The organism is Mycobacterium arosiense ATCC BAA-1401 = DSM 45069, assembly GCF_002086125.1.
GTDB classification, from domain to species: domain Bacteria; phylum Actinomycetota; class Actinomycetes; order Mycobacteriales; family Mycobacteriaceae; genus Mycobacterium; species Mycobacterium arosiense.
In genome coordinates this window covers 1-25,258 of record NZ_MVHG01000078.1, presented here as the reverse complement: position 1 = coordinate 25,258, position 25,258 = coordinate 1, and the positions used below count along the sequence as shown (strand labels likewise).

Below are 25,258 nucleotides of genomic sequence, written 5' to 3'. Positions count from 1 at the left end.
ACGGCCCGAACGCCCCGGGCACGTCTCGCCAGGCGATCCCACACCGGTACCGATAAATAATGCCCTCGACCATCGAGCGGGCATCCTGAAAGGGCCTGCCCCGCTTGCCTGTCCGAGTCGGAAGCAAATCTTCAATCAACGACCACTGAGCATCGGTGAGCAACTGAAACCGCGACATGACTCAAGCCTCGGGCACAACATCCAAAATCTTTGCCAGACACGCCCTAGTCGTAGCCGTGCCGCATGTCCTCGACGATGCGCGGATTGTCCAGGGTGGACGGCTCCACCGGTCGCGGGCCGATGTCGCCGGAGAACACGCCGGCGGCGTCGAGCACCTGCTGGTTGAGGAAACGCAGCGGGGGCGCATTCGCCGGCACCCGCGGCGCGGGGGCGGTGCCGGCACGCTGGGCCAGGGCGAATCCCCAGTCACCGAACGTGGGCACGTGCACGTGGTACGGCGTGACCGCGTAGCCGGCGGCGCGGATGGTCGACACCGTGCGCCAGTACGCCGTCGGGGTGGAGAAGGGACTGCCCGCCTGCACCACCATCAGCCCGCCGGGTCTCAGCGCGCGGGCGATCAGCGCGTAGAACTCCGTTGAGTACAGCCGGCCCAGCATCGGCGTGTCGGGATCGGGAAGGTCGACGATGACGGCGTCGAAGCGGTCCACAGTCGGCCGGCGCAACCAGTTCATCGCGTCCTCGGTCACCACGGCCACCCGCGGATTGTCCAACGAGCCGCCGTTGGCGCCGCGCAGCGTGGTGCGCGCGATGTCGATCACCGCGGGGTCCAGCTCCACCTGCACGATCTTGGAAATGCCGGGGACGCGCAGCAATTCGCGGGCCGCCAGGCCGTCTCCGCCGCCGAGCACCAGCACCGAACGGGCGCCGTCGCCGAGGGCGGGATAGACGAGGCTCTCGGTGTAGCGGTATTCGTCGCGGGTGGAGAACTGCAGGCCCCCGTCCAGATACAGCCGGGTGTCGTTGCCGCGGCGGGTCACCACGATCTCCTGATAGGCCGTGTGCCGGTAGGCGATGATCGGGTCGGCATAAAGCCTTTGCCTGCTTGTGGTTTCGATGTCCGCCGAGCGCAGCAGCAGGGTGCCCAGCAGCGCCGCGGCGGCGGCCAGCGCGCACAGCGCCAACACCAGCTGCCGTATCGAAACCACTTGGCGCAAAAGGAAAACGGCCACGACGGCAGCCGCCGCCAGGTTGATCATGCCGGTGGCCGCCGCGCCGCGAATCATTCCCAGCTGCGGCAGCAGCAGGAACGGCCAGACCAGTCCGCCCAGCAGCGCGCCCAGGTAGTCCGCGGCGTTGAGGTCGGCCAGCGTGCGGCCGGCATCGGCCGCTTGGTCCTGTTCGGGGCGTGTCCGCCCCTGGTGCAGCAGCGTCATCAGCAGCGGCACCTCGGCACCGACCAGGCCACCGATCAACGCGGTGCTCACCGCCAGCACCCACGTCGACCCGTCGACGAACGCGAACACCACGTAGAGCGCCGCCGCCGACAGGCCGCCGACGATGCCCAGCAGCGCCTCGACGGCGATGAAGCTGATCGCGGCGTGCGCCAGCAGGGGTTTGACCACCAGGGCGCCCACGCCCAGCGCGGCGATGTAGCCCGCGACGATCAGGGAGGTTGCGACGATGCCCCCGCCGTCCAGGCTGGCCGACAGCGTCAGCAGCGCGAGTTCGTAGATGATGCCGCACGCCGCGCAGGCCGCCACGGCGGCCAGCAACAGCGCCCGCCACCGCCCCGACGACGGCGCAAGCCGCGCCGCCGCGGGCGAACGCACCTCGTCCGCCGACCCGACCGCGCTCATGACACCGCCGCGGCGGTCACCCCTCCCACAGCGAGCAGTATCAGCGCCACCGCGAACGACCCTGGATGCAGCTCGGGTGAGTCGATGTGCTCGTGGAAACTGCCCGGTATCAGCAGGTGCATGGTCAACAGCGCGACGCCCAGCAGGATCACGCCCATCAACCCGTACACCGCCACGCCGACCAGGCCCTGGCCCAGCTGGCTGTAGCTGTTGGCGATCGCGGTGATGATCACGATCGTCAGGGCGATGTACATCGCGCCGGCGACCACCACCGCGTTCGGGCGGCGGTCGATGAACACCAGCCGGCGCAGCTTGCCGGGGGTCAGCACGTCGACCGCGTAGAACCCGACGAGCAGCACGGCCATGCCGACTGCGAAGTACAGGATGGTCGCGACGGCGCCCTTCAGCACGGGATTGAGGTTGACGGTGCCGATCTCGACGGCGAGGTACATGGCGCTCTCCTTTGCGGTGGTGGGAGTCACTTGGTTCCGCCAGGGCCGCCGGGGGTGCCTCCGGCGCCGCCCGACGGAGACCCAGGGGAAAATCCGGGGCCGAGAAAGATGAAGGCGCCGTGGCTGTATCCGGCGCTCAGCGGTTCGACGCGAATGCTGCACGGGTAAGTGCCGTCGGGTCCGACGATCACGATGTTGTTGCGGTAGCGCAGGTACTCGGTTCTGCCGTTCGCGGCCCGCGCGTCCGGTTCGGCATAGTCGGCCAGCGCGTCGGCCGCCTGGTCGGGTGTCCCGGTGCACTGGTAACGAGTCCCGTTCACGTCGCGGGCGTACTCGTGATAGTGGCCGGCGACGTATGACGCGATGTTCTTCTGCAACAGGATGATTCCGAAGATTAGGCACGTCACGCCGGCGGCGGCCAGCACCCCGGCGAGCACGAACAAGCGGTTGCGGCTCACAGGCGCCACCGGCTGGCCGTGTGGACCACCGCCCCGCCGGTGCCGGGGCGGCGCCTCGGATAGAGGTGCCAGGTCTGCCAGCGCCAGCCCGCGCCGTCGGGTTCGGCGGCCAGCACCGTCAGCGCGGCATCATCGCCGGGAAAGGTGCCGCCGAGCCAGCCCGACCGGCGGGCGCACCGGGCGCGCAGGTCCCGTGCGAGCCGGCGAAAGCTCGCCTCGCCGTGGATGTCGGTGCGCGACCGCAGGCAGTAGCCGGGCGCTTCGGTGCGCTCGGGCAGGTCGGCCCCGAGATTGCGTGCGGTGCAGGAGATCTCCTCCGAGAAGGCGTGCTCCACCGCGACGACGTGTGAAGCGCCGAGCACCCCGAGCAAAAGCGCCGGGCCGCCGCCGGGGTGGTCCAGCCGGCAGCTGGCCAGCGGCGCGGGCACGGGCGCGTTGAGCGCGAGTCCCAGCCGTTCGCCGGACACGTCGGCAGGGGTCACGGCGAGCTGATGAAGGGGCACCGACCTGACCTTCCAGCTACGCCGGGCTGGGTGGGGGTGCCGAATACACGGTGATTTCACCGGGGGAGACGGACTTGCCCGTAGAAACCTCCCAGGGCATGTCCGGGGCCCAGCGCTCGAACGAGAGCAGCGCCGACTCATCGGCGTTGGTGCAGTCGACGAACTCCATCTCGCCGCCGGCCGGCAGGCCGGTGGTGCCCTCGGTGGTGTAGGAGGCGCGGCCGCATTCGGACTCATGGAACATCACCCCGTCGACCACGTAGGGGTCGCCGGGCCGCAGCGGCACGTCCTTGCGGGTCACCCACATCGCGAGTTCCAGGCGTCCGTCGTCCTCCTCGACGCTGAACCACAGCGGCTGGTCGCCGCCCTCCAGCAAGTGCTCCCACCAGACGAAGGGGCCTTCGCGGAAGGTGACCGAGCCGCGCACGATGTAGTCGGTGCCGCCATAGCTGACGATGGCGCCGGGACCGAGCTGGCGCGGCCCGAATTGCGGCATCGCGTCGGCGAGGAGCGGATCCGGGCGCCCGGCGCGCTGGGTCGGCTGCTTGGGTCGCCGCAAAGCCACCACCAACACCACGATGGACGCGATGAAGAGCACCACGGCGATCATGACCAGCAAAGATCCCACGCCAACCCCTTCGTTGCCACTTTGCTTGAGCGAACGTGGGGCTAAAGTTAACAGCTTTTTCGCGGGTTCGGCGTCGTAACGTCACGCCGGGAATCGGCGGCGCCGCCGCGTGTCCCACCCGGACCCGTCGGCGGCGGCCGCTAGGGTATCGAACGACTGTTCTACTAGGTGGGAGCGGGAATGCGGGTGATGGGCGTCGATCCCGGCCTGACCCGATGCGGCCTGTCGGTCGTCGAAAGCGGGCGCGGGCGCACGGTCGTGGTGCTGGACGTCGACGTGGTGCGCACGCCGTCGGACGCGGCGCTCGCCGAGCGGCTGGTGAACATCAGCGACGCCGTCGAGCATTGGTTGGCCACCCACCGACCGGACGTCGTGGCGATCGAGCGGGTGTTCTCCCAACTGAACGTGTCGACCGTGATGGGCACCGCCCAGGCCGGCGGGGTGGTCGCGCTCGCGGCGGCCAAACGCGGCATCGACGTGCACTTCCACACCCCCAGCGAGGTCAAGGCCGCGGTCACCGGCAACGGCGCTGCCGATAAGGCGCAAGTCACCGCGATGGTCACCAGAATCCTTGCGCTGCAAGCGAAACCGACACCGGCCGATGCCGCCGACGCGCTGGCCCTGGCGATTTGTCATTGCTGGCGGGCGCCGATGATCGCTCGGATGGCCGCGGCCGAGGCGATGGCCGCCGAGCAGCGCGAGAAGTACCGGGCCAAGTTGGGCGCCAAGCGCAAGGCCGCGCGATGATCGCCTCGGTGCGCGGTGAGGTCCTCGAGGTCGCCCTCGATCATGTGGTGATCGAGGCGGCCGGCGTCGGCTACCGGGTGAACGCGACCCCGTCGACGCTGTCCGCCTTGCGGGCCGGGACCGAGGCGCGGCTGATCACCGCGATGATCGTCCGCGAGGACTCGATGACGCTGTACGGCTTCACCGACACCGATACCCGCGACCTGTTCCTGACGCTGCTGTCGGTGACCGGGGTGGGGCCCCGCCTGGCGATGGCGACCCTGGCCGTGCACGACGCCGGGGCGCTGCGCCAAGCGCTGCACGACGGCGACGTCACCGCGCTCACCCGGGTACCCGGCATCGGCAAGCGCGGCGCCGAACGGATGGTGCTGGAACTGCGCGACAAGGTCGGCGCCGGCGCCGCGGCCGGGGGAGCGTCGCCCGGTGCGGCGCTCAACGGCCACGCGGTCCGCAGCCCGGTGGTGGAGGCGCTGGTGGGGCTCGGGTTCGCCGTCAAGCAGGCCGAGGAAGCCACCGACAAGGTGCTGGCCGCCGAGCACGACGTCACCACCTCGGGCGCCCTGCGCGCCGCCCTGTCACTGCTGGGCAGGTCCCGATGAGCCCGCACGACTTCGGCGACGACTACGAAGACCGGGAGGTCTCCAGCGCACTGGCGCCCGGCGAGGGCGACATCGACGTCAGCCTGCGACCGCGCTCGCTGCGCGAGTTCATCGGCCAGCCGCGGGTGCGCGAGCAGCTGCAGCTGGTCATCGAGGGCGCCAAAAATCGGGGCGGCACACCGGATCACATCCTGTTGTCCGGCCCGCCGGGGCTCGGCAAGACGTCGCTGGCGATGATCATCGCCGCCGAGCTGGGGTCCTCGCTGCGGCTGACGTCCGGGCCCGCGCTGGAACGCGCCGGTGACCTGGCGGCCATGCTGTCCAACCTCGTCGAGCACGACGTGCTGTTCATCGACGAGATCCACCGCATCGCCCGGCCCGCCGAGGAGATGCTGTACCTGGCCATGGAGGACTTCCGGGTCGACGTGGTGGTCGGCAAGGGCCCCGGCGCGACGTCGATTCCCCTAGAGGTGGCGCCGTTCACGCTGGTCGGCGCGACCACCCGGTCGGGCGCGCTGACCGGTCCGCTGCGGGACCGGTTCGGTTTCACCGCGCACATGGATTTCTACGAGCCCTCGGAGCTGGAGCGGGTGCTGGCCCGATCCGCCGGCATCCTGGGCATCGAACTGGGCGGCGATGCGGCCGAGGAGATCGCCCGCCGTTCGCGGGGGACGCCGCGGATCGCCAACCGGTTGCTGCGCCGGGTTCGCGACTTCGCCGAGGTCCGCGCCGACGGCGTGATCACCCAGGACGTCGCCAAGGCCGCGCTGGCCGTCTACGACGTCGACGAGCTGGGGCTGGATCGGCTGGACCGGGCGGTGCTCTCGGCGCTGACCCGCAGCTTCGGCGGCGGCCCGGTCGGCGTGTCGACGCTGGCGGTGGCGGTGGGCGAGGAGGCCGCCACGGTCGAGGAGGTGTGTGAGCCGTTCCTGGTCCGCGCCGGCATGGTCGCGCGGACCCCGCGGGGCCGGGTGGCCACCGCCCAGGCGTGGACGCACCTCGGCATGGCCCCGCCGGCCGGGGTGACCGGCCTGGGCCAACCGGGATTGTTCGACTGACGGTAGCCCGTCCGGGTCGTTCGTCGCCGCCCGGCCGCTTCGCGGCCAAATCGTGGCCTTTGCTCCCGGCACGGCCCCGGCGTTCCCCCGATCGCGCCCCCGGCCTGGTCAGAGCGGCTATCACGGCCGCGGTGCGGCGCCGGGCACGCCGGCCGCACCCGCGCCCGGACGGCCCCAGCAAACGGGTGCGCGGCCGTCGACCGGTTACACCCCGGCCTCGCCGGGTAACCAGGCTCACACAGCGATACTTGTTGAAGGAGGTTCCGATGAGGACCACGAGCGACGACTACGACCGACCCCGCGCGCTGTCCATGCCACGTACCCGCGGCGCGCTAACCGGGCTACTGCTGATACTGCTGGGCGCGTGGGGCGCACTGGTGCCCTTCTTCGGGCCCAACATCGACTGGGCGTACATGGCCGACCCGGCATGGACGTGGACTACGGCCAAAGGCTGGCTCGAGGTGCTCCCCGGCGTCGCGACGGCGGTGGGCGGCCTGCTGGTGCTCATGTCCGGCAATCGGGCCAGCGCCGTGTTCGGGGGCTGGCTGGCGGTCGCCGGCGGCGCCTGGTTCGTGGTCGGCCGCGCGTTCGCATCGACGCTCGGGATCGGCGACGTCGGTCAACCGATGGCGTCGACGGACCTAAAGCGCGCCCTGCTCGAGGTCACCTACTTCACCGGTCTGGGGGCCCTGATCGTGTTCCTGGGCGGTGCAGCGGTGGCACGGCTGGCCGTGCGGCACGCGCGTGACGTCGTGGTGACGCACCCGGCGCCGGTCGCGGGCGAGGCCGTGCCGGCTGCCGAACCGGCCATGTACGACGAGACCCGCGGCGCGGCGCCGGCGCACCCGAACGCCGTCGCGGCGGGACCCCAGACAGGCGGACGCACCAGGGGCGGCCTGTTCCGCCGGCGCACCGGCGGCGGCGGTGGCCTGTTCCGCCGGCACCACCACGCGGGCGCCTGACGCACTGGGGCAAGGCCCCGGTAGCCCTCGGCTGCCGGGGCCTTGCCGCGTCGGGCTGGCCCGGTCAACCCCCGATCGGTAGAGTTCACCGGCGCCCGGACAGCGAGGAGGAGCGATGATCGCCGTCGCATTGGTGTTCGCCGCGCTGGCGGCGTTGCTGCACGTCTACATCTTTGTGATCGAATCGTTGACCTGGACCTCGCCACGCACCCGGGCCACCTTCGGCACCACCGCCGCCGAAGCCGAGACCACCAAGACGCTGGCCTTCAACCAAGGCTTCTACAACTTGTTCCTGGCCATCGTCACCGGCGTGGGCATCGGGGCGGTTGCCTTGGGGCACAGGGGTGTTGGGGCCGCGCTCATCTTCGCCGGCGTCGGGTCGATGGCCGCCGCGGCGGTGGTGTTGGTCGCGTCCGCACCGGACAAGGCCCGCGCCGCGGCGACGCAGGGCACGTTTCCGGCGATCGCCATCGTGTTGCTGCTACTCGGACTTCTCCAGTAACACCAGCCTCACCAGCCTCAAAAGCCCCGGCCAGCGCTGGCTTTCGTTTGCCGCGTGGGTTAGTAGTGGAAGTCGCTGGGTAACCAGCCCGGGCCGGAAACAGACCCGGTATTCAACGAGGGGATGTCATGAAATACGCACAAGACGGCCAAACCCGCGGGCTGAGTATGCCGCGCTCGCGAGGCGCGGTCAGCGGATTGCTCCTGGTCATTCTGGGAGCCTGGGGGGCGTTAATACCGTTTGTTGGTCCGCACTTCAATTTCGCCTACACACCGGACCGGGACTGGGCATGGAGCACGGCCCGGGGCTGGCTGGAAGTGGCGCCGGGCGCGGCCACCGTGCTCGGCGGTCTGATGCTGATCGTCGCGGGAAACCGTATCGCCGCCATGCTCGGCGGCTGGCTGGCCGTGCTGGCGGGCGCCTGGTTCGTCGTGGGCGGCCAGGTCGCCCCGGTGTTGGGAATCGGCTCCGCCGGTGACCCGATCGCCGCGACCGAACGCAAGCGCGCGGCGCTCGAGGTCACCTACTTCTCGGGCCTGGGCGCGCTGATCATCTTCGTGGGTGGGGTTGTGCTGGCCCGCACCGCCGTGCGGCTGGCCCGCGACGTGTACCCGGTGGCGGCCGAACCCGCCGCCGCCCCGGCCGTCGAACCCTACCGGGATACGGCCTACGAGCCGGCCGAGGTCTCCTCGGGCGCGCTGACCAAGCCGCGATCCGCGGCGGACCCCGAGCCCAAGCGGGGATGGCGCCGCAACCGCGCCGCGGCGGGGGCCGGCGCCAACGCCGCGTATCTGCGTTGGCCGCACCCGCAGCAGTAGTCAGCGCCGATCAAAGGCAATCGCCCAGTCCCGCAACGGGACTGGGCGATTGCGTTCCCGGGCTTTAGAGCAGGCCGAGCAACTGTAGGTTGGTGACGTACTTGACGATCACCGGCGCCGTGACATGCGGAATGTCTTTGTCGGGGCCGATTTTCGCTTCCTGCACCGCCGCGCGGAACACATCGGTGGGCGCCATCGAGCCGTTGATCGGCTTTTCCGGCTTCTGGTAGTTGTGCAACAGCGGCAGCAGCGAGTACTGACGCTGCTTATCCGGCAGGGCCCGCAGGGACGTCTCGAACCGCCGCAGCCACTCGGCGTAATCGGCGATGCGCTCGATCGAATACCCGGCCTCGACCAGCCAGTCGACGTACTCGTCCAGACCGATGCCGTCGTCGTACGGGTTCATCACGTGGTAGGTCTGGAACCCGGTGTCGCTATCGGTGATCTGCGTTCCCAGCGTCGAGATCGCGGCGGCGATGAACTCGACCGGCAGACCGTCGTAGTGTGCCCGCTGCCGGTTGCCGTCGGCGTCGAGCTCGTAGAACGACCGGGGCGCGATACCGGTGGCGACCAGGCTCAGCATCAGCCGGGTGAACATGTCCGGCAGGTTGAGCTGACCGGAGTAGCTGGTGTCGGCCAGGATCATGTCGCAGCGGAACACCGAGACGGGCAGACCGCACAGGTCGTGCGCCTCACGCAGTAGCACCTCGCCGGCCCACTTGCTGTTGCCGTAGCCGTTGGCGTAGTTGTCGTTGATCTCGCGGGTGGCGCTGATCTGCCGGATGTCGGCGTTCTCGACGAACTCCCCCGGCTTGACCTGGTCGCCCACGCCGATCGTCGACACGTAGGTGTAGGGCTTCTGCTTGGACGTCAACGCGATCCGGAGCAGCTCCGCCGTGCCCACCGCGTTGGGCCCGAACAGCTCGCTGTAGGGCAACACGTGGTTCACCAGCGCCGCCGGGTCGACGATGATGTCGACCTCCTCGGCCAGTCGCTGCCAGGTCTGCGGGTCCAGGCCGAGGTTGGCCTCGCCCTTGTCGCCCGCGATGACCTCGAGGTGGTCGGCGGCCAGCTTCTGGTAGTGCGCCAGCAGTTTCGGGTCGCCGCTGTCGAAGGTCTTGTCCAGCCGGGCGCGCGCCTCGTCGTCGGACTTCGCCCGCACCAGCGCGACGACCTTGCCGTCGACCATGTCCATCCGCTCGAGCCAGTCCAGCGCCAGGTAGCGGCCCAGGAATCCGGTGGCGCCGGTCAGCAGCACAGTGCGCACCTCCGTCGCCGGCTTGGGCAGGCTCGGGGCGCCGGCCAGGATGGCGGCGTCGAGGAACTTGTCCAGCGTGAGGTCACTGGCGTGCACCGTGGTGGCGCCGCGTCCGTGCACGGCGGCGAACGTCGGCCGCTTGGAGCCCTGGCGCTCGGCCTCGATGTAGGCGGCGATGGCCGCCAGGTCGTTGGCCGGGCTGACGATGACGCCCACCGGCACGTCGACGTCGAAGATCTCGCGCAGCAGGTTGCCGAATGTCAACGCCGACAACGAGTCTCCACCCAGGTCGGTGAAGTGGGCGTCGGGTGACAGGTCGCCGGCCGCCGCGCCCAGCATGGCGCCCGCGGCGCGGCTGACGGTCTGCAGCACGGGCGCCTGCGCGCCGCTGCGGCGCAGTTCGGCCAGCTCGTTGGCCTGTCCCGCGGCCAGGTCGGCGTAGATCTGCTCGAGCCGTTCGCCGTAGTGCGCCTTGAGCTTCGGCCACGCCAGCTTGCGGATCCCGGTCAGCAGACCGTTTTCCAGCGTGAACGGGGTGGTCTCGATGATGAAGTCGCGCGGCACCTCGTAGGACTGCAGGCCGGTCTCTTTGGCGACCTTTTGCAGCGAGTCGGCGATCTTGGGCTTGAGTGACTCGATGTCGTTGTCCGCCAACGCCTCTTCGGTCGGCACCACCACGGCCAGCAGGTAGGGCTGGGAGCTGTTGCCGTAGACGTAGATCTGGCGGATCAGCGGGCTGTTGCCGAACACCGCCTCCAGCTTGGCCAGCGTGACGAACTCACCCTGGGCGAGCTTGAGCACGTTGTTGCGGCGGTCGACGTACACCAGTCGGTCCGGGGCGATCTCGGCGAACACGTCACCGGTCCGGTAGTAGCCGTCGTCGTCGAACACGTTGGCGGTGGTCTCGGCCCGCTTGTAGTAGCCGGGGAACATGTTCTCGGTCCGCAGCAACAGCTCACCGCGCGGATGCGGGCGGTCGGTGCTGAAGTAACCCAGGTCGGGGACGTCGACCAGCTTGTAGTCGATCACCGGCGGGCGCTGAATCTCCCCGTCGAACAACACCATTCCGGCCTCGGTGGAGCCGTAGCCGTCCAGCAGGTGCATCTGCAGCAGCGACTCGGCCCACTTCTTCAGCTCCGGTGAGGTGGGTGCGGAGCCCGTCATCGCGAAGATGAACCGCCCGCCCAACAGGTACTGGCGCTGTTCGGCCAACACCTCGGCTTCGACCACCTCGCGGTCGATGCCGTCGGCCAGGCGTCGCTCGACCTGGCGCTGGAATTCGCCGTACAGCGTTTCCCAGATCCGCGGGACGAAGTTCATCTCGGTGGGCCGCACCAACTCGAGGTCCTCGAGCAGGGTGGACAGGTCGCTTCGGGCCGCGAAGTAGGCGGTGCCGCCATTGCCCAACGTGCCGTAGAGGATTCCGCGCCCCATGACGTGGCTCATCGGCATGAAGTTGAGGGTGATCGATGCGGCGCTCTCGCCGAACCAGTTCTTGCTGCCGCGCCGCCACATCTTGCCGACGTTGCTCTGCGGGTACATCGCGCCCTTCGGGGCGCCGGTGCTGCCGGAGGTGTAGATCAGCAGCGCGAGCGAGTCCTCGTCGGTCTGCTGCTCGGGAACCGGGGGCAGGTCCTTGCCGCGCTGCAACACGTCGGCGAGCTTCTCGACCACCACGTCGGTCCCGGCCAGCCGGGCCACGGCGCCGTCCACCGCCTCGCGCTGGTCGTCGACCTCCGGTTGGTAGTCGAACACCACGAGCCTGCCGGGCGCGTGGTCGCCGGCCAGGATCAGCTCCACGGCGTCGGGCAGCTGGTTGACGCTCGAGGCAATCAGGGTGGGCTCGGTTTCGGCGACGATCGGCTGCAGCGACGAGATCGCCGCGCTGGTCTGCAGCGGCACCGACACGGCGCCGATGCAGCCCAGCGCGATGTCGATGGTGGTGTAGTCAACACTGTTGAAGCCGAGCACGCAGACGCGATCGCCGGGGCGCACCGAGTCATTGGCCCAGGCACGGCCGAGAGCCGAAACCCGTTCTCCCAGTTCGCCGTACGTGATGGTCTCGAAGCGGGGGAGCAGCTCGGCGGTCGTTCGTCCCGTCTTGGCGTCCTTGACGAACTCCACGACGCGCTGCCCCAGTGCCGGGCGGTCGGCGTAACCGTCGAGCACGGTCGCGATGATCTGAGGCAGCCGCAGCCCGGGCCGTTCGGTGGCTGCGGTGATCGCCGGGTCCGGTCGGGCGGCGGCGAACTGGGGGTCGTTGGCGGTGAGTTGCTCGATGCGGCGGTCGAGTTCTTCGTCGTGAATGGCAGTCGACATAACAGATCCCTTGCGAATGAAAGTTAGCGAGTCAAATTGCGCTGTCCGCGCTGACCTATAGAACGTTAGCTAAAGTAAAGGTATTCCACCATGATTCGGCGTTTGTGGTGGTTGTGAGATTGCCCACCCGCTCCCGCGGGTGTCCCGGCTTACAGGTCGCGCAGCAGTCCGCCGAGGATGTCGATGCCCTCGGCCAGCAGCTCGTCGCTGATGGTCAGCGGGGGCAGCAGCCGGATGACGTTGCCCCACATGCCGCACGTCAACACGATCACGCCGGCGGCGGCGGCCGCGACGGTGAGCTTCTGGGTCAGCTCTTTGTCGGGCTCGGCGGTTCCCGACTTCACCAGTTCGATGGCGATCATGGCGCCCCGGCCGCGCACGTCGCCGATCCGGTCGTCGCCGGCCTGCAGACGCAGCAGCGGTTCGGTGATCAAGCGTTCCAACTGCCGCGCTCGTTCGATCAAGCCGTCGTTCTCGATAGTCTCGATCGTCGCCAACGCCGCCGCGCAGGCCAGCGGGTTTCCGCCGAAGGTGCCGCCCAGGCCGCCGACGTGCGGGGCGTCCATGAGCTGCGCCCGCCCGGTGACCGCCGACAGCGGCAGCCCGTCGGCGATGGCCTTGGCGGTGCAGATCAGGTCGGGTTCGACGCCCTCGTGCTCACACGCGAACATGGCGCCCGACCGCGCGAATCCGGTCTGCACCTCGTCGGCGATGAACACCACGTCGTTCCTGTGGCACCAGTCCAGCAGGCTGGGCAGGAAGCCCTCGGCCGGCACGATGAACCCGCCCTCGCCCTGGATCGGCTCGATGATGAGCGCGGCCAGGCTGTCGGCGCCGATCTGGCTTTCGATGATGTTGATGGTGCGCGCGGCGGCCTTCTCCCCGTCGGCGGCCAGCTCCTTGTCGACCAGGCCGTCCCGATAGGGGTAGGACAGCGGCGCGCGGTAGACCTCCGGCGCGAACGGGCCGAAGCCGCCCTTGTAGGGCATCGACTTGGCGGTCAGCGCCATCGCCAGGTTGGTGCGGCCGTGGTAGGCGTGGTTGAACGCCACCACCGCCGGCTTGCGGGTGTATGCGCGCGCGACCTTGACGGCGTTCTCCACCGCCTCGGCGCCGGAGTTGAACAGCACCGAGCGCTTCTCTCCCGAACCCGGGGCGATCCGGTTGAGCGTCTCGGCGACGGCGATATAGGACTCGTAAGGCGTCACCATGAAGCAGGTGTGGGTGAACTCGGCCACCTGCGCGCGCACCGCCTCGACCACCCGGGGCGAAGAATTGCCGATCGTCGTCACCGCGATGCCGGATCCCAGATCGATCAGCCGATTGCCGTCGACGTCCTCGATGATTCCGCCGCCGGCGCGCGCCACGAAAACCGGCACCGACACGTTCACCGCGTGCGACACCGCCGCCGCTCGCCGCTTGCTCAGTTCCAGCGACGCCGGACCGGGGATCTCGGTGACCAGCTGGCGGGTCTGCTCGAGGCTGGCCACCACATAACTCCTCCCCGCGCCGCGCGAGTCACGTCGCATCAAAAGCCTATCGAGCTTGACCCCGACGGGCACTCGGTGCACCGTGGCGGCCGGTTGCGGCCCACGGCCTGCCAGACTGAACGGGCACACTGGACCGTTACGAGGTGCGCGACGCCCGAGTCCTACCGGCACCCACGCCTGGTGAAGCCCCGTAACGCCGAAGAACACTTACGACGAAAGACAGGCGCGTCCATGCAGAGTCTGATCCTGTTCCTGCCGTTCCTGCTCATCATGGGCGGGTTCATGTACTTGGCATCGCGTCGTCAGAAGCGCGCGATGCAGGCCACCATCGACCTGCACGAATCACTGCGCCCGGGCGACCGGGTGCACACCACGTCGGGCCTGCAGGCCACCGTCGTCGCCATCACCGAGGACAACGTGGACTTGGAGATCGCCCCCGGGGTGGTGACCACCTGGATGAAGCTGGCGATCCGGGACCGGATCCTGCCCGACGACGACGAAGACCTGGCCGACGGCGACGACTCCGCCGACGAGGGCTCGATCAGCAAGGATTCCTGACGGCCCATTGCCCGTCGATCGCTGCGCCGGCGGACCGCTTGCGCAACCGGCAAATCAGGGCCACGTAGGCTCTGTCCGGGGTAAGTAACCGATAACGAGGAGATAGAAGGAACGTGGCATCGTCTTCGGCGCCGGTGCACCCTGCCCGCTACCTGTCGGTCTTCTTGTTATTGCTCGTCGGCGTTTACCTGTTGGTGTTCCTCACCGGGGACAAGCGAGCCGCTCCGAAGCTTGGTATCGACCTGCAGGGCGGCACCCGCGTCACGCTGACCGCGCGCACCCCGGACGGATCCAAGCCCAGCCGCGAGGCGTTGGCGCAGGCCCAGCAGATCATCGGTGCCCGGGTCAACGGGCTCGGCGTCTCCGGTTCGGAGGTCGTGGTCGACGGCGACAACCTGATCATCACGGTCCCCGGAAACGACGGCAACGAGGCGCGCAACCTGGGCCAGACCGCCCGGCTCTACATCCGGCCGGTGCTCAACTCCATGCCGGCCCAGAGCGCGGAGCCCAAGCCGGCGCCGCGCCAGCCCGCGCCCGGCCAGCCGGCTCCGGGTCGGCCCGCGCCCGGCCAGCCGGCACCAGCTCAGCCCCCCCCCGATCAACCGGCACCGGGTCAGCCCGCTCCCGCGCAGCCGGCTCCCGCTCACCCGGGTGCCCAGCCCCGGCCGTATCCGCAGGACCCGCCGCCGACGCCCAGCCCCGCGCCGGCGCCGACCCCCGCCCCGGCTCCCGCGCCCGGCGCACCGGCTCCCGCGGGTCCCGCGGCCGAGGCGCCGCCGAGCGAGCAGCCCGCGCCGCCCGACCCGCGCAAGGAACTGGCCGACCGCATCGCCGACGAGAAGAAGTGGCGCCAGAGCACGCGTCAGGGCATCCAGTTCCTCGCCCTGCAGTTCCAGGCGACGCGCTGCGACAAAGAAGACATTCTGGCCGGCAACGACGATCCCGCCCAGCCGTTGATCACCTGCTCCACCGACCACAAGGTCGCCTACCTGCTGGGACCGTCCATCATCAGCGGTGACCAGATCCAGGACGCCAGCGCCAGCCAGAACCAGCGCGGCATCGGCTACGTCGTCGACCTGCAGTTCAAGTCCGCCGCGGCGAACACCTGGGCCGACTTCACCGCCGCCCACATCGGCACCCAGACCGCCTTCACCCTGGACTCGCAAGTGGTCAGCGCGCCGATGATCCAGGAGGCGATCCCAGGCGGCCGCACCCAGATCAGTGGTGGCGATCCGCCATTCACCGCCGCAACGGCCAAGCAGCTGGCCAACGTGTTGAAATACGGCTCGCTGCCGCTGTCCTTCGAGGCCTCGGAGGCCCAAACCGTCTCGGCGACACTGGGATTGACCTCGCTGCGCGCGGGCCTGATCGCGGGCGCCATCGGCTTGATCCTGGTGCTGGTGTACTCGCTGCTCTACTACCGGGTGCTGGGACTGCTCACGGCCCTGTCCCTGGCCGCCTCCGGCGCAATGATTTTCGCCATCCTGGTGATCCTGGGCCGCCAGATCAACTACACCTTGGATCTGGCCGGCATCGCGGGTCTGATCATCGGTATCGGCACCACCGCCGACTCGTTCGTCGTCTTCTTCGAACGCATCAAAGACGAAATCCGCGAAGGCCGTTCGTTCCGGTCGGCGGTGCCACGAGGCTGGGTGCGGGCCCGCAAGACAATCGTGTCGGGCAACGCCGTCACCTTTCTGGCCGCCGCGGTGCTCTACGCCCTGGCGATCGGCCAGGTGCGCGGCTTCGCCTTCACGTTGGGGCTCACCACGGTCCTCGACATCGTGGTGGTGTTCCTGGTGACCTGGCCGCTGGTGTACCTGGCGTCCAAGTCCCCGACGCTGGCGAAGCCGGCCTACAACGGCCTGGGCGCCGTCCAGCGGGTCGCCCGCGAACGCCGGGCTTCGGCGCAGGTCAAGACGGGACGGGGATAGCGCATGACTTCCTCCAAAGCCTCCAAAGACGCTACCGAGCTCACCGAAGCCTCCCAGGGCGCCACCGAGTTGACCGGGAGCGCCCCGCACCACGGCTTCCTGTCGCGCCTCTACACCGGCACCGGCGCCTTCGAGGTCATCGGGCGCCGCCGGCTGTGGTTCGGCATCAGCGGCGCGATCGTCGCCGTCGCCATCGTGTCGATCTTGGTGCGGGGCTTCACCTTCGGCATCGATTTCAACGGAGGCACGACGGTGTCGATGCCCGCCGCCGGGAAGACGGGCACCGTGCACACCTCGCAGGTCTCGGAGGTGTTCCACAAGGCCCTCGGCAAGGATCCGGAATCGGTGGTGGTCGTCGGCAACGGCGCGAGCGCGACCGTGCAGATCCGCTCGGAAACTCTGACCAACGATCAGACGACGAAGCTGCGCAACGCCCTCTTCGATGCCTTCGGACCCAAGGGCACCGACGGTAAGCCCAGCAAGCAGGCCATCAGCGACGCGGCGGTCTCCGAGACCTGGGGCGAGCAGATCACCGACAAGGCGCTGATCGCGCTCGCCGTGTTCTTGGTGCTGGTCGGCGTCTACATCATGGTGCGCTACGAGCGGTACATGGCCATCTCCGCGCTGACGACCATGGTGTTCGACCTCAGCGTCACCGCGGGGGTGTACTCGCTGATCGGTTTCGAGGTCACGCCCGCCACCGTCATCGGCCTGCTGACGATCCTCGGCTTCTCCCTCTACGACACCGTCATCGTGTTCGACAAGGTCGAGGAGAACACCCACGGCTTCCAGCACACCACCCGGCGCACCTTCGCCGAGCAGGCCAATTTGGCGATCAACCAGACGTTCATGCGGTCCATCAACACCAGCCTGATCAGCGTGCTGCCGGTGCTGGCGCTGATGGTGGTGGCGGTGTGGCTGCTGGGCGTCGGCACGCTGAAGGATCTGGCGCTGGTGCAGCTGGTAGGCATCCTGGTCGGCACCTACTCGTCGATCTTCTTCGCCACGCCGCTGCTGGTCACGCTGCGCGAGCGCACCGAGCTGGTGCGCACCCACACCCGGCGCGTAACCCGGCGGCGCAGCCCCGGCTCGCGAGCGGCCGAGACCGCCGGCGACGACCACGCCGACACCGCCGACGAACCGCCGGAAACGGCGGCCGCGGCCGAGCCGTCCAAGCCCGCGCCGAGCAAGCCGGCACCGGGTGCTCGCCCGGTGCGGCCGACCGGGACCCGGCGTCCCACCGGCAAGCGGAACGTCGGCCGGCGGTAGTCACCATGGCCAGCCGTCGGGTCCTGACGGGGTGGATCGGCGCCGGATTGGCGGTGCTGCTGGCGGCGGGTTCCGCGCTGACCGCCTGCGCGGGTAGCGCCGCCTCCCAGATCGACTACGTGGTCGACGGCCCGCTGTCCACCTACAACACCAACACCGTCGCCGGCGCCGCGTCGGCCGGGGCGCAGGCGTTCGCCCGCACCCTCACCGGCTTCAGCTATCACGGCCCCGACGGGCAGATCGTCGCCGACCGCGACTTCGGCACCGTTTCGGTGGTCGGCGGCACGCCGCTGGTGCTGGATTACCAGATCGCCGACAACGCCGTCTACTCCGACGGTAAGCCGGTGACCTGCGATGACATCGTGCTCGCCTGGGCGGCGCAGTCCGGCAAGTTCCCCGACTTCCACGCCGCCACCCAGGCCGGCTACATCGACATCGCCAACGTCGAATGCATCCCCGGGCAAAAGAAGGCCCGGGTGTCGTTCATCCCCGACCGCGGCGTCGTCGACTACAACCAGCTGTTCACCGCGACCTCGCTGATGCCGTCGCACGTCATCGCCGACCAACTCAACGTCGATGTGACCGCGGCCCTGCTCAGCAACGATGGGCCGCTGGTGGCCCAGATCGCGAAGCTGTGGAACACCGTCTGGGACCTCAAACCCGGGCTCCAAAAAGACGCGCTCGAAAAGCGCTTTCCGTCGTCGGGGCCGTACAAGATCGAATCCATCCTCGATGGCGGCGCGGTGGTGCTGGTCGCCAACGACCGATGGTGGGGCCCCAAGGCGATCACCAAGCGGGTCACCGTGTGGTCGCAGGGGCCCGACATCCAGGACCGGGTCAACAGCCGCAGCGTCGAGGTGGTCGACGTCGCTTCGGGCTCGTCCGGCGCCCTGACCACACCCGATAACTATGAGCGCTCCGACGGCCCGTCGAGCGGCATCGAGCAGCTCATCTTCGCCCCGCGGGGGCCGCTGGCCGCGCCCAAGGCCCGGCGCGCGGTCGCGCTGTGCACGCCGCGCGACTCGCTTGCCAAGGATGCCGGGACACCGATCGCCAACTCGCGCCTGGAACCGGCCATCGACGACGCCGTGTCCGCCGCAGACGCGGCGGGCGACGCCGACCCATTCGCCAAGTCCGACCCGGCCGCGGCGCGCGCCGCGCTCGGGGGTGCGCCCTTGACGGTGCGGATCGGCTACCACGGGCCCAACGCCCGGCTCGCGGTCAACGTCGGCGTCATCACCAAGGCGTGCGCCGCGGCCGGGGTCACCGTCACCGGCGTCATCCTGGACGGCCCGGGGCCGCAGGCGCTGCGGGACGGCAAGATCGACGCGTTGCTGGCCAGCACCGGCGGGGCCACCGGCAGCGGGTCGACGGGGTCGTCGGCGCTGGATGCCTACGCCCTGCACACCGGCAACGGCAACAACCTGTCCGGATACAGCAACCCGCAGGTCGACAACGCGATCGAGGCGCTGGCGGTGTCGGGCGACGCCGCCGAGCGCGCCAGGCTGCTGACCGAAACCGCGCCGGTACTGTGGGGCGACATGCCCACCCTGCCGCTGTACCGTCAACAGCGCACGCTGCTGACCTCGAAGAAGATGTACGCGGTGAGCAAGAACCCGACCCGCTGGGGCGCGGGCTGGAACATGGACCGATGGGCCCTGATCCAGTGAGGATGCGGTGACGAACGCCGCCGAACGGACGCCGGTGGCCGAGTTGATCGCGTCGCTGACGCGAGAGGTGGCCGATTTCCCCAGGCCGGGCGTCCAGTTCAAGGACCTCACCCCGGCGTTCGCGGACGCGACGGCGATGACGGCCATCACCGGCGCGCTGGCCGAGATCGCATCCGGCGCCGATCTGGTGGCCGGCATCGAGGCCCGGGGGTTCCTGCTGGCCGCGGCCGTCGCCGACCGGCTGCAGACCGGCGTGCTGGCCGTCCGCAAGGCGGGGAAGCTGCCGCCGCCGGTGCACGCCGAGCGGTACGACCTGGAATACGGCAGCGCGACGCTGGAAATCCCCGCCGACGGCCTGGACCTGCGCGGGCGCAACGTCACGATCATCGATGACGTCCTGGCCAGCGGGGGCACCCTGGCCGCCGCGGTCCGGCTGCTCGGGCGCGCCGGCGCCCGGGTCAGCGCGGCGGCGGTGGTGGTGGAGCTGAGCGCTTTGTGCGGCCGGGAAGCGGTCGCGCCGTTAACAGTCCACAGCCTGAGCCGCGCCTAGCCCGTCGGATCACGCGATATCCTCGAATTCGGAGGTGACCAACGTGGCGGAGGAAAACAGCGCGGCGCAAGCGCTTGACGCGCCCACTAAAACCACGGAGTCGCCACCCATCACGCAGCCGATGGCCACTCCGGAGCTGCCGAACGAATCACTGAAGGCGTCCAGCAGCGCGTCGCGGCGGGTGCGGGCCAGGCTGGCCCGGCGGATGACCGCCCAGCGCAGCACGCTCAACCCGGTGCTCGAACCGCTGGTGGCCGTGCACCGCGAGATCTACCCGAAGGCCAACGTGTCGCTGCTGCAGCGCGCCTTCGAGGTCGCCGACTCCCGCCACGCCACCCAGCTGCGCCATTCCGGTGACCCCTACATCACCCACCCGCTGGCCGTCGCCACCATCCTGGCCGAATTGGGCATGGACACCACCACTTTGGTGGCCGCGCTGTTGCACGACACCGTCGAGGACACCGGGTACACCCTGGTTGCTTTGTCCGAGGATTTCGGTGAAGAGGTGGGCCATCTGGTCGACGGGGTGACGAAGCTGGACCGGGTGGTGCTGGGCAGCGCCGCCGAGGGCGAGACCATCCGCAAGATGATCACGGCGATGGCGCGTGACCCGCGGGTGCTGGTGATCAAGGTCGCCGACCGGCTGCACAACATGCGCACCATGCGGTTCCTGCCGCCTGAGAAGCAGGCGCGCAAGGCCCGCGAGACACTGGAAGTTATTGCGCCCCTTGCGCATCGGCTGGGGATGGCCAGCGTCAAATGGGAACTGGAGGACCTGTCGTTTGCGATCCTGCACCCCAAGAAGTACGAGGAGATCGTTCGGCTGGTCGCCGGGCGTGCGCCGTCGCGCGACACCTACCTGGCCAAGGTCCGCGCCGAGATCGTCAACACGCTGAACGCGTCGAAGATCAAGGCGACGGTGGAGGGCCGCCCCAAGCACTACTGGTCGATCTACCAGAAGATGATCGTCAAGGGCCGCGACTTCGACGACATTCACGACCTGGTCGGCATCCGCATCCTGTGCGACGAGATCCGGGACTGCTATGCGGCCGTCGGCGTGGTGCACTCGCTGTGGCAGCCGATGGCGGGGCGGTTCAAGGACTACATCGCCCAGCCGAGATACGGCGTGTACCAGTCGTTGCACACCACCGTGGTGGGTCCGGAGGGCAAGCCGCTGGAAGTGCAGATCCGCACCCGGGACATGCACCGGACCGCCGAGTACGGCATCGCCGCGCACTGGCGCTACAAGGAAGCCAAGGGGCGCAACGGCGTTCCGCATCCGCACGCCGCCGCCGAGATCGACGACATGGCCTGGATGCGTCAGTTGCTCGACTGGCAGCGGGAGGCGGCCGACCCCGGCGAATTTCTCGAGTCCCTGCGTTACGACCTTGCGGTGCAAGAGATCTTCGTGTTCACCCCGAAGGGGGACGTGATCACGTTGCCCAACGGGTCCACACCGGTCGACTTCGCCTACGCGGTGCACACCGAGGTCGGCCACCGCTGCATCGGCGCCCGGGTCAACGGCCGGCTGGTGGCGCTGGAGCGCAAGCTGGAAAACGGCGAAGTGGTCGAGGTTTTCACCTCCAAGGCCGCCAACGCCGGGCCGTCGCGGGACTGGCAGCAGTTCGTGGTGTCGCCGCGCGCCAAGGCCAAGATCCGGCAATGGTTCGCCAAGGAGCGCCGCGAGGAGGCGCTCGAGGCCGGCAAGGACGCCATGGCCCGCGAGGTGCGCCGCGGCGGACTTCCGTTGCAGCGCTTGGTCAATGGCGAGACGCTTGCGGCGGTGGCCCGCGAGCTGCACTACATCGACGTCTCCGCGCTCTACACCGCGATCGGTGAGGGGCACGTGTCGGCCCGGCACGTGGTGCAGCGGCTGCTGGCCGAGCTCGGCGGCATCGACCAGGCCGAGGAGGACCTCGCCGAACGCTCCACGCCGACAACCATGTTGCGCCGCCCGCGCAGCAGCGACGACGTCGGCGTTTCGGTGCCCGGCGCGCCGGGCGTGCTGACCAAACTGGCGAAGTGCTGCACACCGGTGCCCGGCGACCAGATCATGGGGTTCGTCACCCGCGGCGGCGGGGTGAGCGTGCACCGCACCGACTGCACCAACGCCGCCTCGCTGCAGCAGCAGGCCGAGCGCATCATCGAAGTGCATTGGGCGCCTTCGCCGTCGTCGGTGTTCCTGGTGGCCATCCAGGTCGAGGCGCTCGACCGGCACCGGCTGCTGTCGGACGTCACCCGAGTGCTGGCCGACGAGAAGGTCAACATCCTATCCGCGTCGGTGACCACCTCCGGTGACCGAGTTGCGATCAGCCGCTTCACCTTTGAGATGGGCGACCCGAAGCATCTCGGCCACTTGCTCAACGTCGTGCGCAACGTCGAAGGCGTGTACGACGTCTACCGCGTGACGTCCGCGGCCTGAGCCCTAGTCGAGCATGAGCGAGGTGATGGTCACCTCGGTCGCGGGTGCTCCGTCTTCACCGCCGCCGGCGACGCCGGCCTTGGCGATCTTGTCCAGGGTGGCCAGCCCGTCGGCCTGGATGGTACCGAACACGGTGTATTGCGGCGGCAGCTGGGAGTCCTTGTACACCAGGAAGAATTGGCTGCCGTTGGTGCCGGGCCCGGCGTTGGCCATGGCCAGCGTGCCGCGCGGATAGACAACGGGCTCCTGCGCCTTCGGGTCGTTCGGGGGGTACTGGTCGGTCGGGTATTCGTTGGCGAATTGATAGCCCGGGCCGCCGGTGCCCTCACCCTTGGGGTCGCCGCACTGCAGGACGCCCAGGCTCGGCGACGTGGTCAACCGATGACATTTGGTGCCGTCGAAGTATTTTTGGCCGATCAGGCTCGCGAAACTGTTGACGGTGCACGGTGATTCGTTGTTCGCCAGCATCAGGCCGATGTGACCCTGGTTGGTCACCATGCTGGCGCTCACCTGGGCCGGATCGGTCGGCACCTTGCCGGTCCGCGGCGGGTTGACCTGCTTGGCGGCCGGCTGAGGCGAGGCCGGGTACTGACAGTTGGCGCCCACCTCGGCCGACGGCTTGAACGGCGGCAGCGGCGCGGCGTTCGGCGTCGGTCCGGCGGGGGTCGTGGACTCCGGCGAGCCGCTGGTGCTGGTGGTCGTCGACGCAGCGGTGTTGCTCTTGTGGTCGTGCTTGGTGTTGACGATCGTGATCACCACCGCCACGATCACGGCCACGGCGACGATCGAGGCGGCCGCGATCAGCACGATCCGGCGCGTCCTGGCCTGCTTGGCGCGCCGCTCCAGCTGTCGTTCGAGCTTGCGTTTGGCGTTGGCGCGTCGCTGTTCGTTGGTCGGCACGGCCGCTATGCCTCCATGATGGCTCGGAGTCCCCTGATACGGGTGAGGTGCCAGCTCAGGCTAATGTGGGCGCCGCGACTCGTGTCAAGTGGGGCCCGTGGGAAACTGGGAAGCGTGTTGATCACCGGATTCCCCGCCGGCGTGTTGCAGTGCAACTGCTACGTGCTGGCGCAGCGGCCTGGGACGGACGCCGTCATCGTGGATCCGGGGCAGCGGGTGATGGGCGCGCTGCGCAAGATCCTGGACGAGAACCGGCTGACGCCGGCCGCGGTGCTGCTGACCCACGGACACATCGACCACATGTGGTCGGCGCAGAAGGTATCCGACACCTACGGTTGTCCGACCTACATCCATCCCGAGGACAGGTTCATGCTCACCGACCCGATCTACGGCCTGGGCCCACGGCTGGCGCAGATGGTCGCGGGCGCCTTCTGGCGGGAGCCCAAGCAGGTCGTCGAGCTGGACCGCGACGGAGACAAGCTGGACCTGGGCAGTGTGACCGTCAACGTCGATCACACGCCCGGACACACCCGCGGGTCGGTGGTGTTTCGGGTGTCGTCCGACAAGGACGTCGTGTTCACCGGTGACACGCTGTTCGAGCGCTCGGTGGGCCGCACCGACCTGTTCGGCGGCAGCGGGCGCGACCTGCTGACGTCGATCGTCGACAAGCTTCTGGTGCTCGACGACGACACCGTGGTGCTGCCCGGGCACGGCAAATCCACCACCATCGGCGCCGAGCGCCGGCTCAACCCGTTCCTCGAAGGCCTGTAGCCCGTGCCGGAATTCTCTGCGCCCAAGGGCGTACCCGACTACGTCCCGCCGGACTCGTCGCAATTCGTCGCGGTGCGCGACGGCCTGCTGGGCGCCGCCCGCCGGGCCGGCTACGGCGACATCGAGCTGCCCATTTTCGAAGACACCGCGCTGTTCGCCCGCGGGGTTGGTGAATCCACCGACGTGGTGTCCAAAGAGATGTACACGTTCGCCGACCGCGGCGACCGATCGGTGACCCTGCGGCCCGAAGGCACCGCCGGGGTGGTGCGCGCGGTGATCGAACACGGGTTGGACCGCGGCGCGCTGCCGGTCAAACTCTGTTACGCGGGACCGTTTTTCCGCTACGAGCGCCCGCAGGCCGGCCGCTATCGACAGCTGCAGCAAGTCGGAGTGGAGGCGATCGGCGTCGACGACCCGGCCCTGGACGCCGAGGTGATCGCCATCGCCGACGCGGGTTTCCGCTCGCTCGGGCTCGACGGGTTTCGCCTGGAGATCACCTCACTCGGCGATGACAGCTGCCGTCCGCAGTACCGGGAACTGTTGCAGGAGTTCCTCTTTGGTCTCGACCTGGACGAGGAAACGCGACGGCGGGCGCAGATTAATCCGCTGCGTGTGCTCGATGACAAGCGGCCGCACGTGCGCGCCATGACGGCCGATGCGCCGGTGCTGCTCGATCACCTGTCCGACGCGGCCAAGCAGCACTTCGACACCGTGCTGGCGCACCTGGACGCAATAGGAGTGCCCTACGTCATCAACCCACGGATGGTCCGCGGGCTCGACTACTACACCAAGACCACCTTCGAGTTCGTGCACGACGGCCTGGGCGCGCAGTCCGGCATCGGGGGTGGCGGCCGCTACGACGGCCTGATGCGCCAGCTCGGCGGACAAGACCTGTCCGGCATCGGGTTTGGGCTCGGCGTGGACCGCACGTTGTTGGCGTTGCGCGCCGAGGGCAAGAGCGCGGGGGAGAGCGCGCGCTGCGAGGTGTTCGGCGTGCCGCTGAGCGAGCAGGCCAAGTTGCGTTTGGCGGTGCTGGCCGCGCAGTTGCGCGGCTGCGGTGTGCGCGTCGACATGGCCTACGGCGACCGCGGACTCAAGGGTGCGATGCGCGCCGCCGACCGGTCCGGCGCCCGGATCGCGCTGGTCCTGGGCGACCGGGATCTCGAGTCCGGCACGGCCGGCGTGAAGGACCTCGGGACCGGGGAGCAGGTCCCCGTCGCGCTGGATTCCGTCGTCGCCGAGGTGCTCGGGCGGCTCGGCCGCTAGGTCCGTTCGGAATGCGGGTGATCCTGACGATCAACGCCGTTAGTGGGTTCCGCACGGCCGGTGCCAGCCGGGGCTTCTTCTCGGCGGGCATCTTCGTGCGACGTGATCGAGCATCTCCACAGCCTTTCAGCTGCGGCCGCGAGTATCCACACCCTGCGACCCGGCCAAAAAGTTTGAGTCAGTGCGTGTTGCCTCACGTCAAGATGCGCGCGAGGGTGGATTCGTTGCCCCATGTGTTTGTGCGCGCTTGGGGATGCGGATTCTGCTGGAGGGTTCGGACTTGGTCGTGGTCACTTTGAGCAGCTGT

23 protein-coding genes are annotated in these 25,258 nt (G+C 69.1%); 14 read left to right on the top strand and 9 right to left on the bottom strand.

Going from position 1 to position 25,258, the window contains the following annotated elements; all coding sequences use genetic code 11:
* The 6 genes from BST14_RS31755 to BST14_RS22125 form a co-directional block, all read right to left on the bottom strand.
* Nucleotides 1-178 (bottom strand): transposase (locus BST14_RS31755; protein WP_142279208.1); only part of this gene is annotated, 178 nt, incomplete at its 3' end.
* 46 nt (nt 179-224) lie between these two features.
* On the bottom strand, nt 225-1,817 hold the full coding sequence (locus BST14_RS22145; RefSeq protein ID WP_083066508.1) for a polyamine aminopropyltransferase: 1,593 nt from the start codon (nt 1,815-1,817) through the stop codon (nt 225-227).
* Nucleotides 1,814-2,269 (bottom strand): DUF350 domain-containing protein, encoded by a 456-nt coding sequence (locus tag BST14_RS22140; protein WP_083066507.1) that lies wholly within the window; start codon nt 2,267-2,269, stop codon nt 1,814-1,816. Before BST14_RS22140 ends, BST14_RS22145 begins: the two co-directional genes overlap by 4 nt.
* Before the next feature lie 26 nt (nt 2,270-2,295).
* The gene (locus tag BST14_RS22135) at nt 2,296-2,727 is read right to left on the bottom strand and encodes a DUF4247 domain-containing protein (protein WP_083066506.1); all 432 of its coding nucleotides are present in this window, start codon (nt 2,725-2,727) and stop codon (nt 2,296-2,298) included.
* Nucleotides 2,724-3,230 (bottom strand): DUF2617 family protein, encoded by a 507-nt coding sequence (locus BST14_RS22130; protein ID WP_083066505.1) that lies wholly within the window; start codon nt 3,228-3,230, stop codon nt 2,724-2,726. The genes BST14_RS22135 and BST14_RS22130 overlap by 4 nt, the downstream gene beginning before the upstream one ends.
* A gap of 16 nt (nt 3,231-3,246) precedes the next feature.
* Nucleotides 3,247-3,858 carry a DUF4178 domain-containing protein gene (locus BST14_RS22125; RefSeq protein ID WP_083066504.1) on the bottom strand — a complete coding sequence of 204 codons (612 nt, stop codon included), beginning with the start codon at nt 3,856-3,858 and terminating at the stop codon, nt 3,247-3,249.
* Nucleotides 3,859-4,038: 180 nt separating this feature from the next.
* Here BST14_RS22125 and ruvC point away from each other — a divergent pair, with 180 nt between their 5' ends.
* The 6 genes from ruvC (at nt 4,039) to BST14_RS22095 (ending at nt 8,544) form a co-directional block, all read left to right on the top strand.
* Complete coding sequence (gene ruvC, locus BST14_RS22120) at nt 4,039-4,605, top strand: crossover junction endodeoxyribonuclease RuvC (RefSeq protein ID WP_083066503.1); 567 nt, start codon at nt 4,039-4,041, stop codon at nt 4,603-4,605.
* The gene (gene ruvA / locus BST14_RS22115; protein ID WP_083066502.1) at nt 4,602-5,204 is read left to right on the top strand and encodes a Holliday junction branch migration protein RuvA; all 603 of its coding nucleotides are present in this window, start codon (nt 4,602-4,604) and stop codon (nt 5,202-5,204) included. Before ruvC ends, ruvA begins: the two co-directional genes overlap by 4 nt.
* A complete protein-coding gene (gene ruvB / locus BST14_RS22110) occupies nt 5,201-6,262 on the top strand; it encodes a Holliday junction branch migration DNA helicase RuvB (protein WP_083066501.1) in 1,062 nt (353 codons plus the stop codon). The genes ruvA and ruvB overlap by 4 nt, the downstream gene beginning before the upstream one ends.
* Nucleotides 6,263-6,528: 266 nt before the next feature.
* A complete protein-coding gene (locus BST14_RS22105; protein ID WP_083066500.1) occupies nt 6,529-7,224 on the top strand; it encodes a hypothetical protein in 696 nt (231 codons plus the stop codon).
* Between the two features lie 115 nt (nt 7,225-7,339).
* Nucleotides 7,340-7,726: a DUF1304 domain-containing protein gene (locus tag BST14_RS22100; RefSeq protein WP_083066499.1), complete on the top strand. Its 387-nt coding sequence runs from the start codon at nt 7,340-7,342 to the stop codon at nt 7,724-7,726.
* A 128-nt stretch (nt 7,727-7,854) separates the two neighbouring features.
* Complete coding sequence (locus BST14_RS22095) at nt 7,855-8,544, top strand: hypothetical protein (protein WP_083066498.1); 690 nt, start codon at nt 7,855-7,857, stop codon at nt 8,542-8,544.
* A gap of 64 nt (nt 8,545-8,608) precedes the next feature.
* On the opposite strand, the gene car is transcribed toward BST14_RS22095, so the two are convergent.
* Nucleotides 8,609-12,121 (bottom strand): carboxylic acid reductase, encoded by a 3,513-nt coding sequence (gene car, locus BST14_RS22090; RefSeq protein ID WP_083066497.1) that lies wholly within the window; start codon nt 12,119-12,121, stop codon nt 8,609-8,611.
* 149 nt (nt 12,122-12,270) lie between these two features.
* Entirely contained in the window at nt 12,271-13,611 is a 1,341-nt protein-coding gene (gabT, locus tag BST14_RS22085) for a 4-aminobutyrate--2-oxoglutarate transaminase (RefSeq protein ID WP_083066510.1), read from the bottom strand.
* A gap of 231 nt (nt 13,612-13,842) precedes the next feature.
* Here gabT and yajC point away from each other — a divergent pair, with 231 nt between their 5' ends.
* From yajC to BST14_RS22055, 6 genes are all read left to right on the top strand, one after another.
* Nucleotides 13,843-14,169: a preprotein translocase subunit YajC gene (gene yajC, locus BST14_RS22080; protein WP_083066496.1), complete on the top strand. Its 327-nt coding sequence runs from the start codon at nt 13,843-13,845 to the stop codon at nt 14,167-14,169.
* A gap of 113 nt (nt 14,170-14,282) precedes the next feature.
* Nucleotides 14,283-16,103 carry a protein translocase subunit SecD gene (gene secD, locus BST14_RS22075; RefSeq protein WP_083066495.1) on the top strand — a complete coding sequence of 607 codons (1,821 nt, stop codon included), beginning with the start codon at nt 14,283-14,285 and terminating at the stop codon, nt 16,101-16,103.
* Nucleotides 16,104-16,106: 3 nt separating this feature from the next.
* Nucleotides 16,107-17,372 (top strand): protein translocase subunit SecF, encoded by a 1,266-nt coding sequence (gene secF / locus BST14_RS22070; protein ID WP_083066494.1) that lies wholly within the window; start codon nt 16,107-16,109, stop codon nt 17,370-17,372.
* Between the two features lie 5 nt (nt 17,373-17,377).
* The gene (locus tag BST14_RS22065; protein WP_083066493.1) at nt 17,378-19,042 is read left to right on the top strand and encodes an ABC transporter substrate-binding protein; all 1,665 of its coding nucleotides are present in this window, start codon (nt 17,378-17,380) and stop codon (nt 19,040-19,042) included.
* A 7-nt stretch (nt 19,043-19,049) separates the two neighbouring features.
* Complete coding sequence (locus BST14_RS22060) at nt 19,050-19,592, top strand: adenine phosphoribosyltransferase (protein WP_083066492.1); 543 nt, start codon at nt 19,050-19,052, stop codon at nt 19,590-19,592.
* A gap of 43 nt (nt 19,593-19,635) precedes the next feature.
* The gene (locus BST14_RS22055; protein WP_083066509.1) at nt 19,636-22,014 is read left to right on the top strand and encodes a RelA/SpoT family protein; all 2,379 of its coding nucleotides are present in this window, start codon (nt 19,636-19,638) and stop codon (nt 22,012-22,014) included.
* A gap of 3 nt (nt 22,015-22,017) precedes the next feature.
* On the opposite strand, the gene BST14_RS22050 is transcribed toward BST14_RS22055, so the two are convergent.
* Nucleotides 22,018-22,914: a peptidylprolyl isomerase gene (locus tag BST14_RS22050; protein WP_083066491.1), complete on the bottom strand. Its 897-nt coding sequence runs from the start codon at nt 22,912-22,914 to the stop codon at nt 22,018-22,020.
* 114 nt (nt 22,915-23,028) lie between these two features.
* Between BST14_RS22050 and BST14_RS22045 the strand changes: the two genes are divergently transcribed.
* Together BST14_RS22045 and hisS are read left to right on the top strand one after the other, a co-directional pair.
* Complete coding sequence (locus tag BST14_RS22045) at nt 23,029-23,685, top strand: MBL fold metallo-hydrolase (RefSeq protein WP_083066490.1); 657 nt, start codon at nt 23,029-23,031, stop codon at nt 23,683-23,685.
* A gap of 3 nt (nt 23,686-23,688) precedes the next feature.
* Entirely contained in the window at nt 23,689-24,951 is a 1,263-nt protein-coding gene (gene hisS / locus BST14_RS22040) for a histidine--tRNA ligase (protein WP_083066489.1), read from the top strand.
* Nucleotides 24,952-25,258 lie beyond the last annotated feature (307 nt).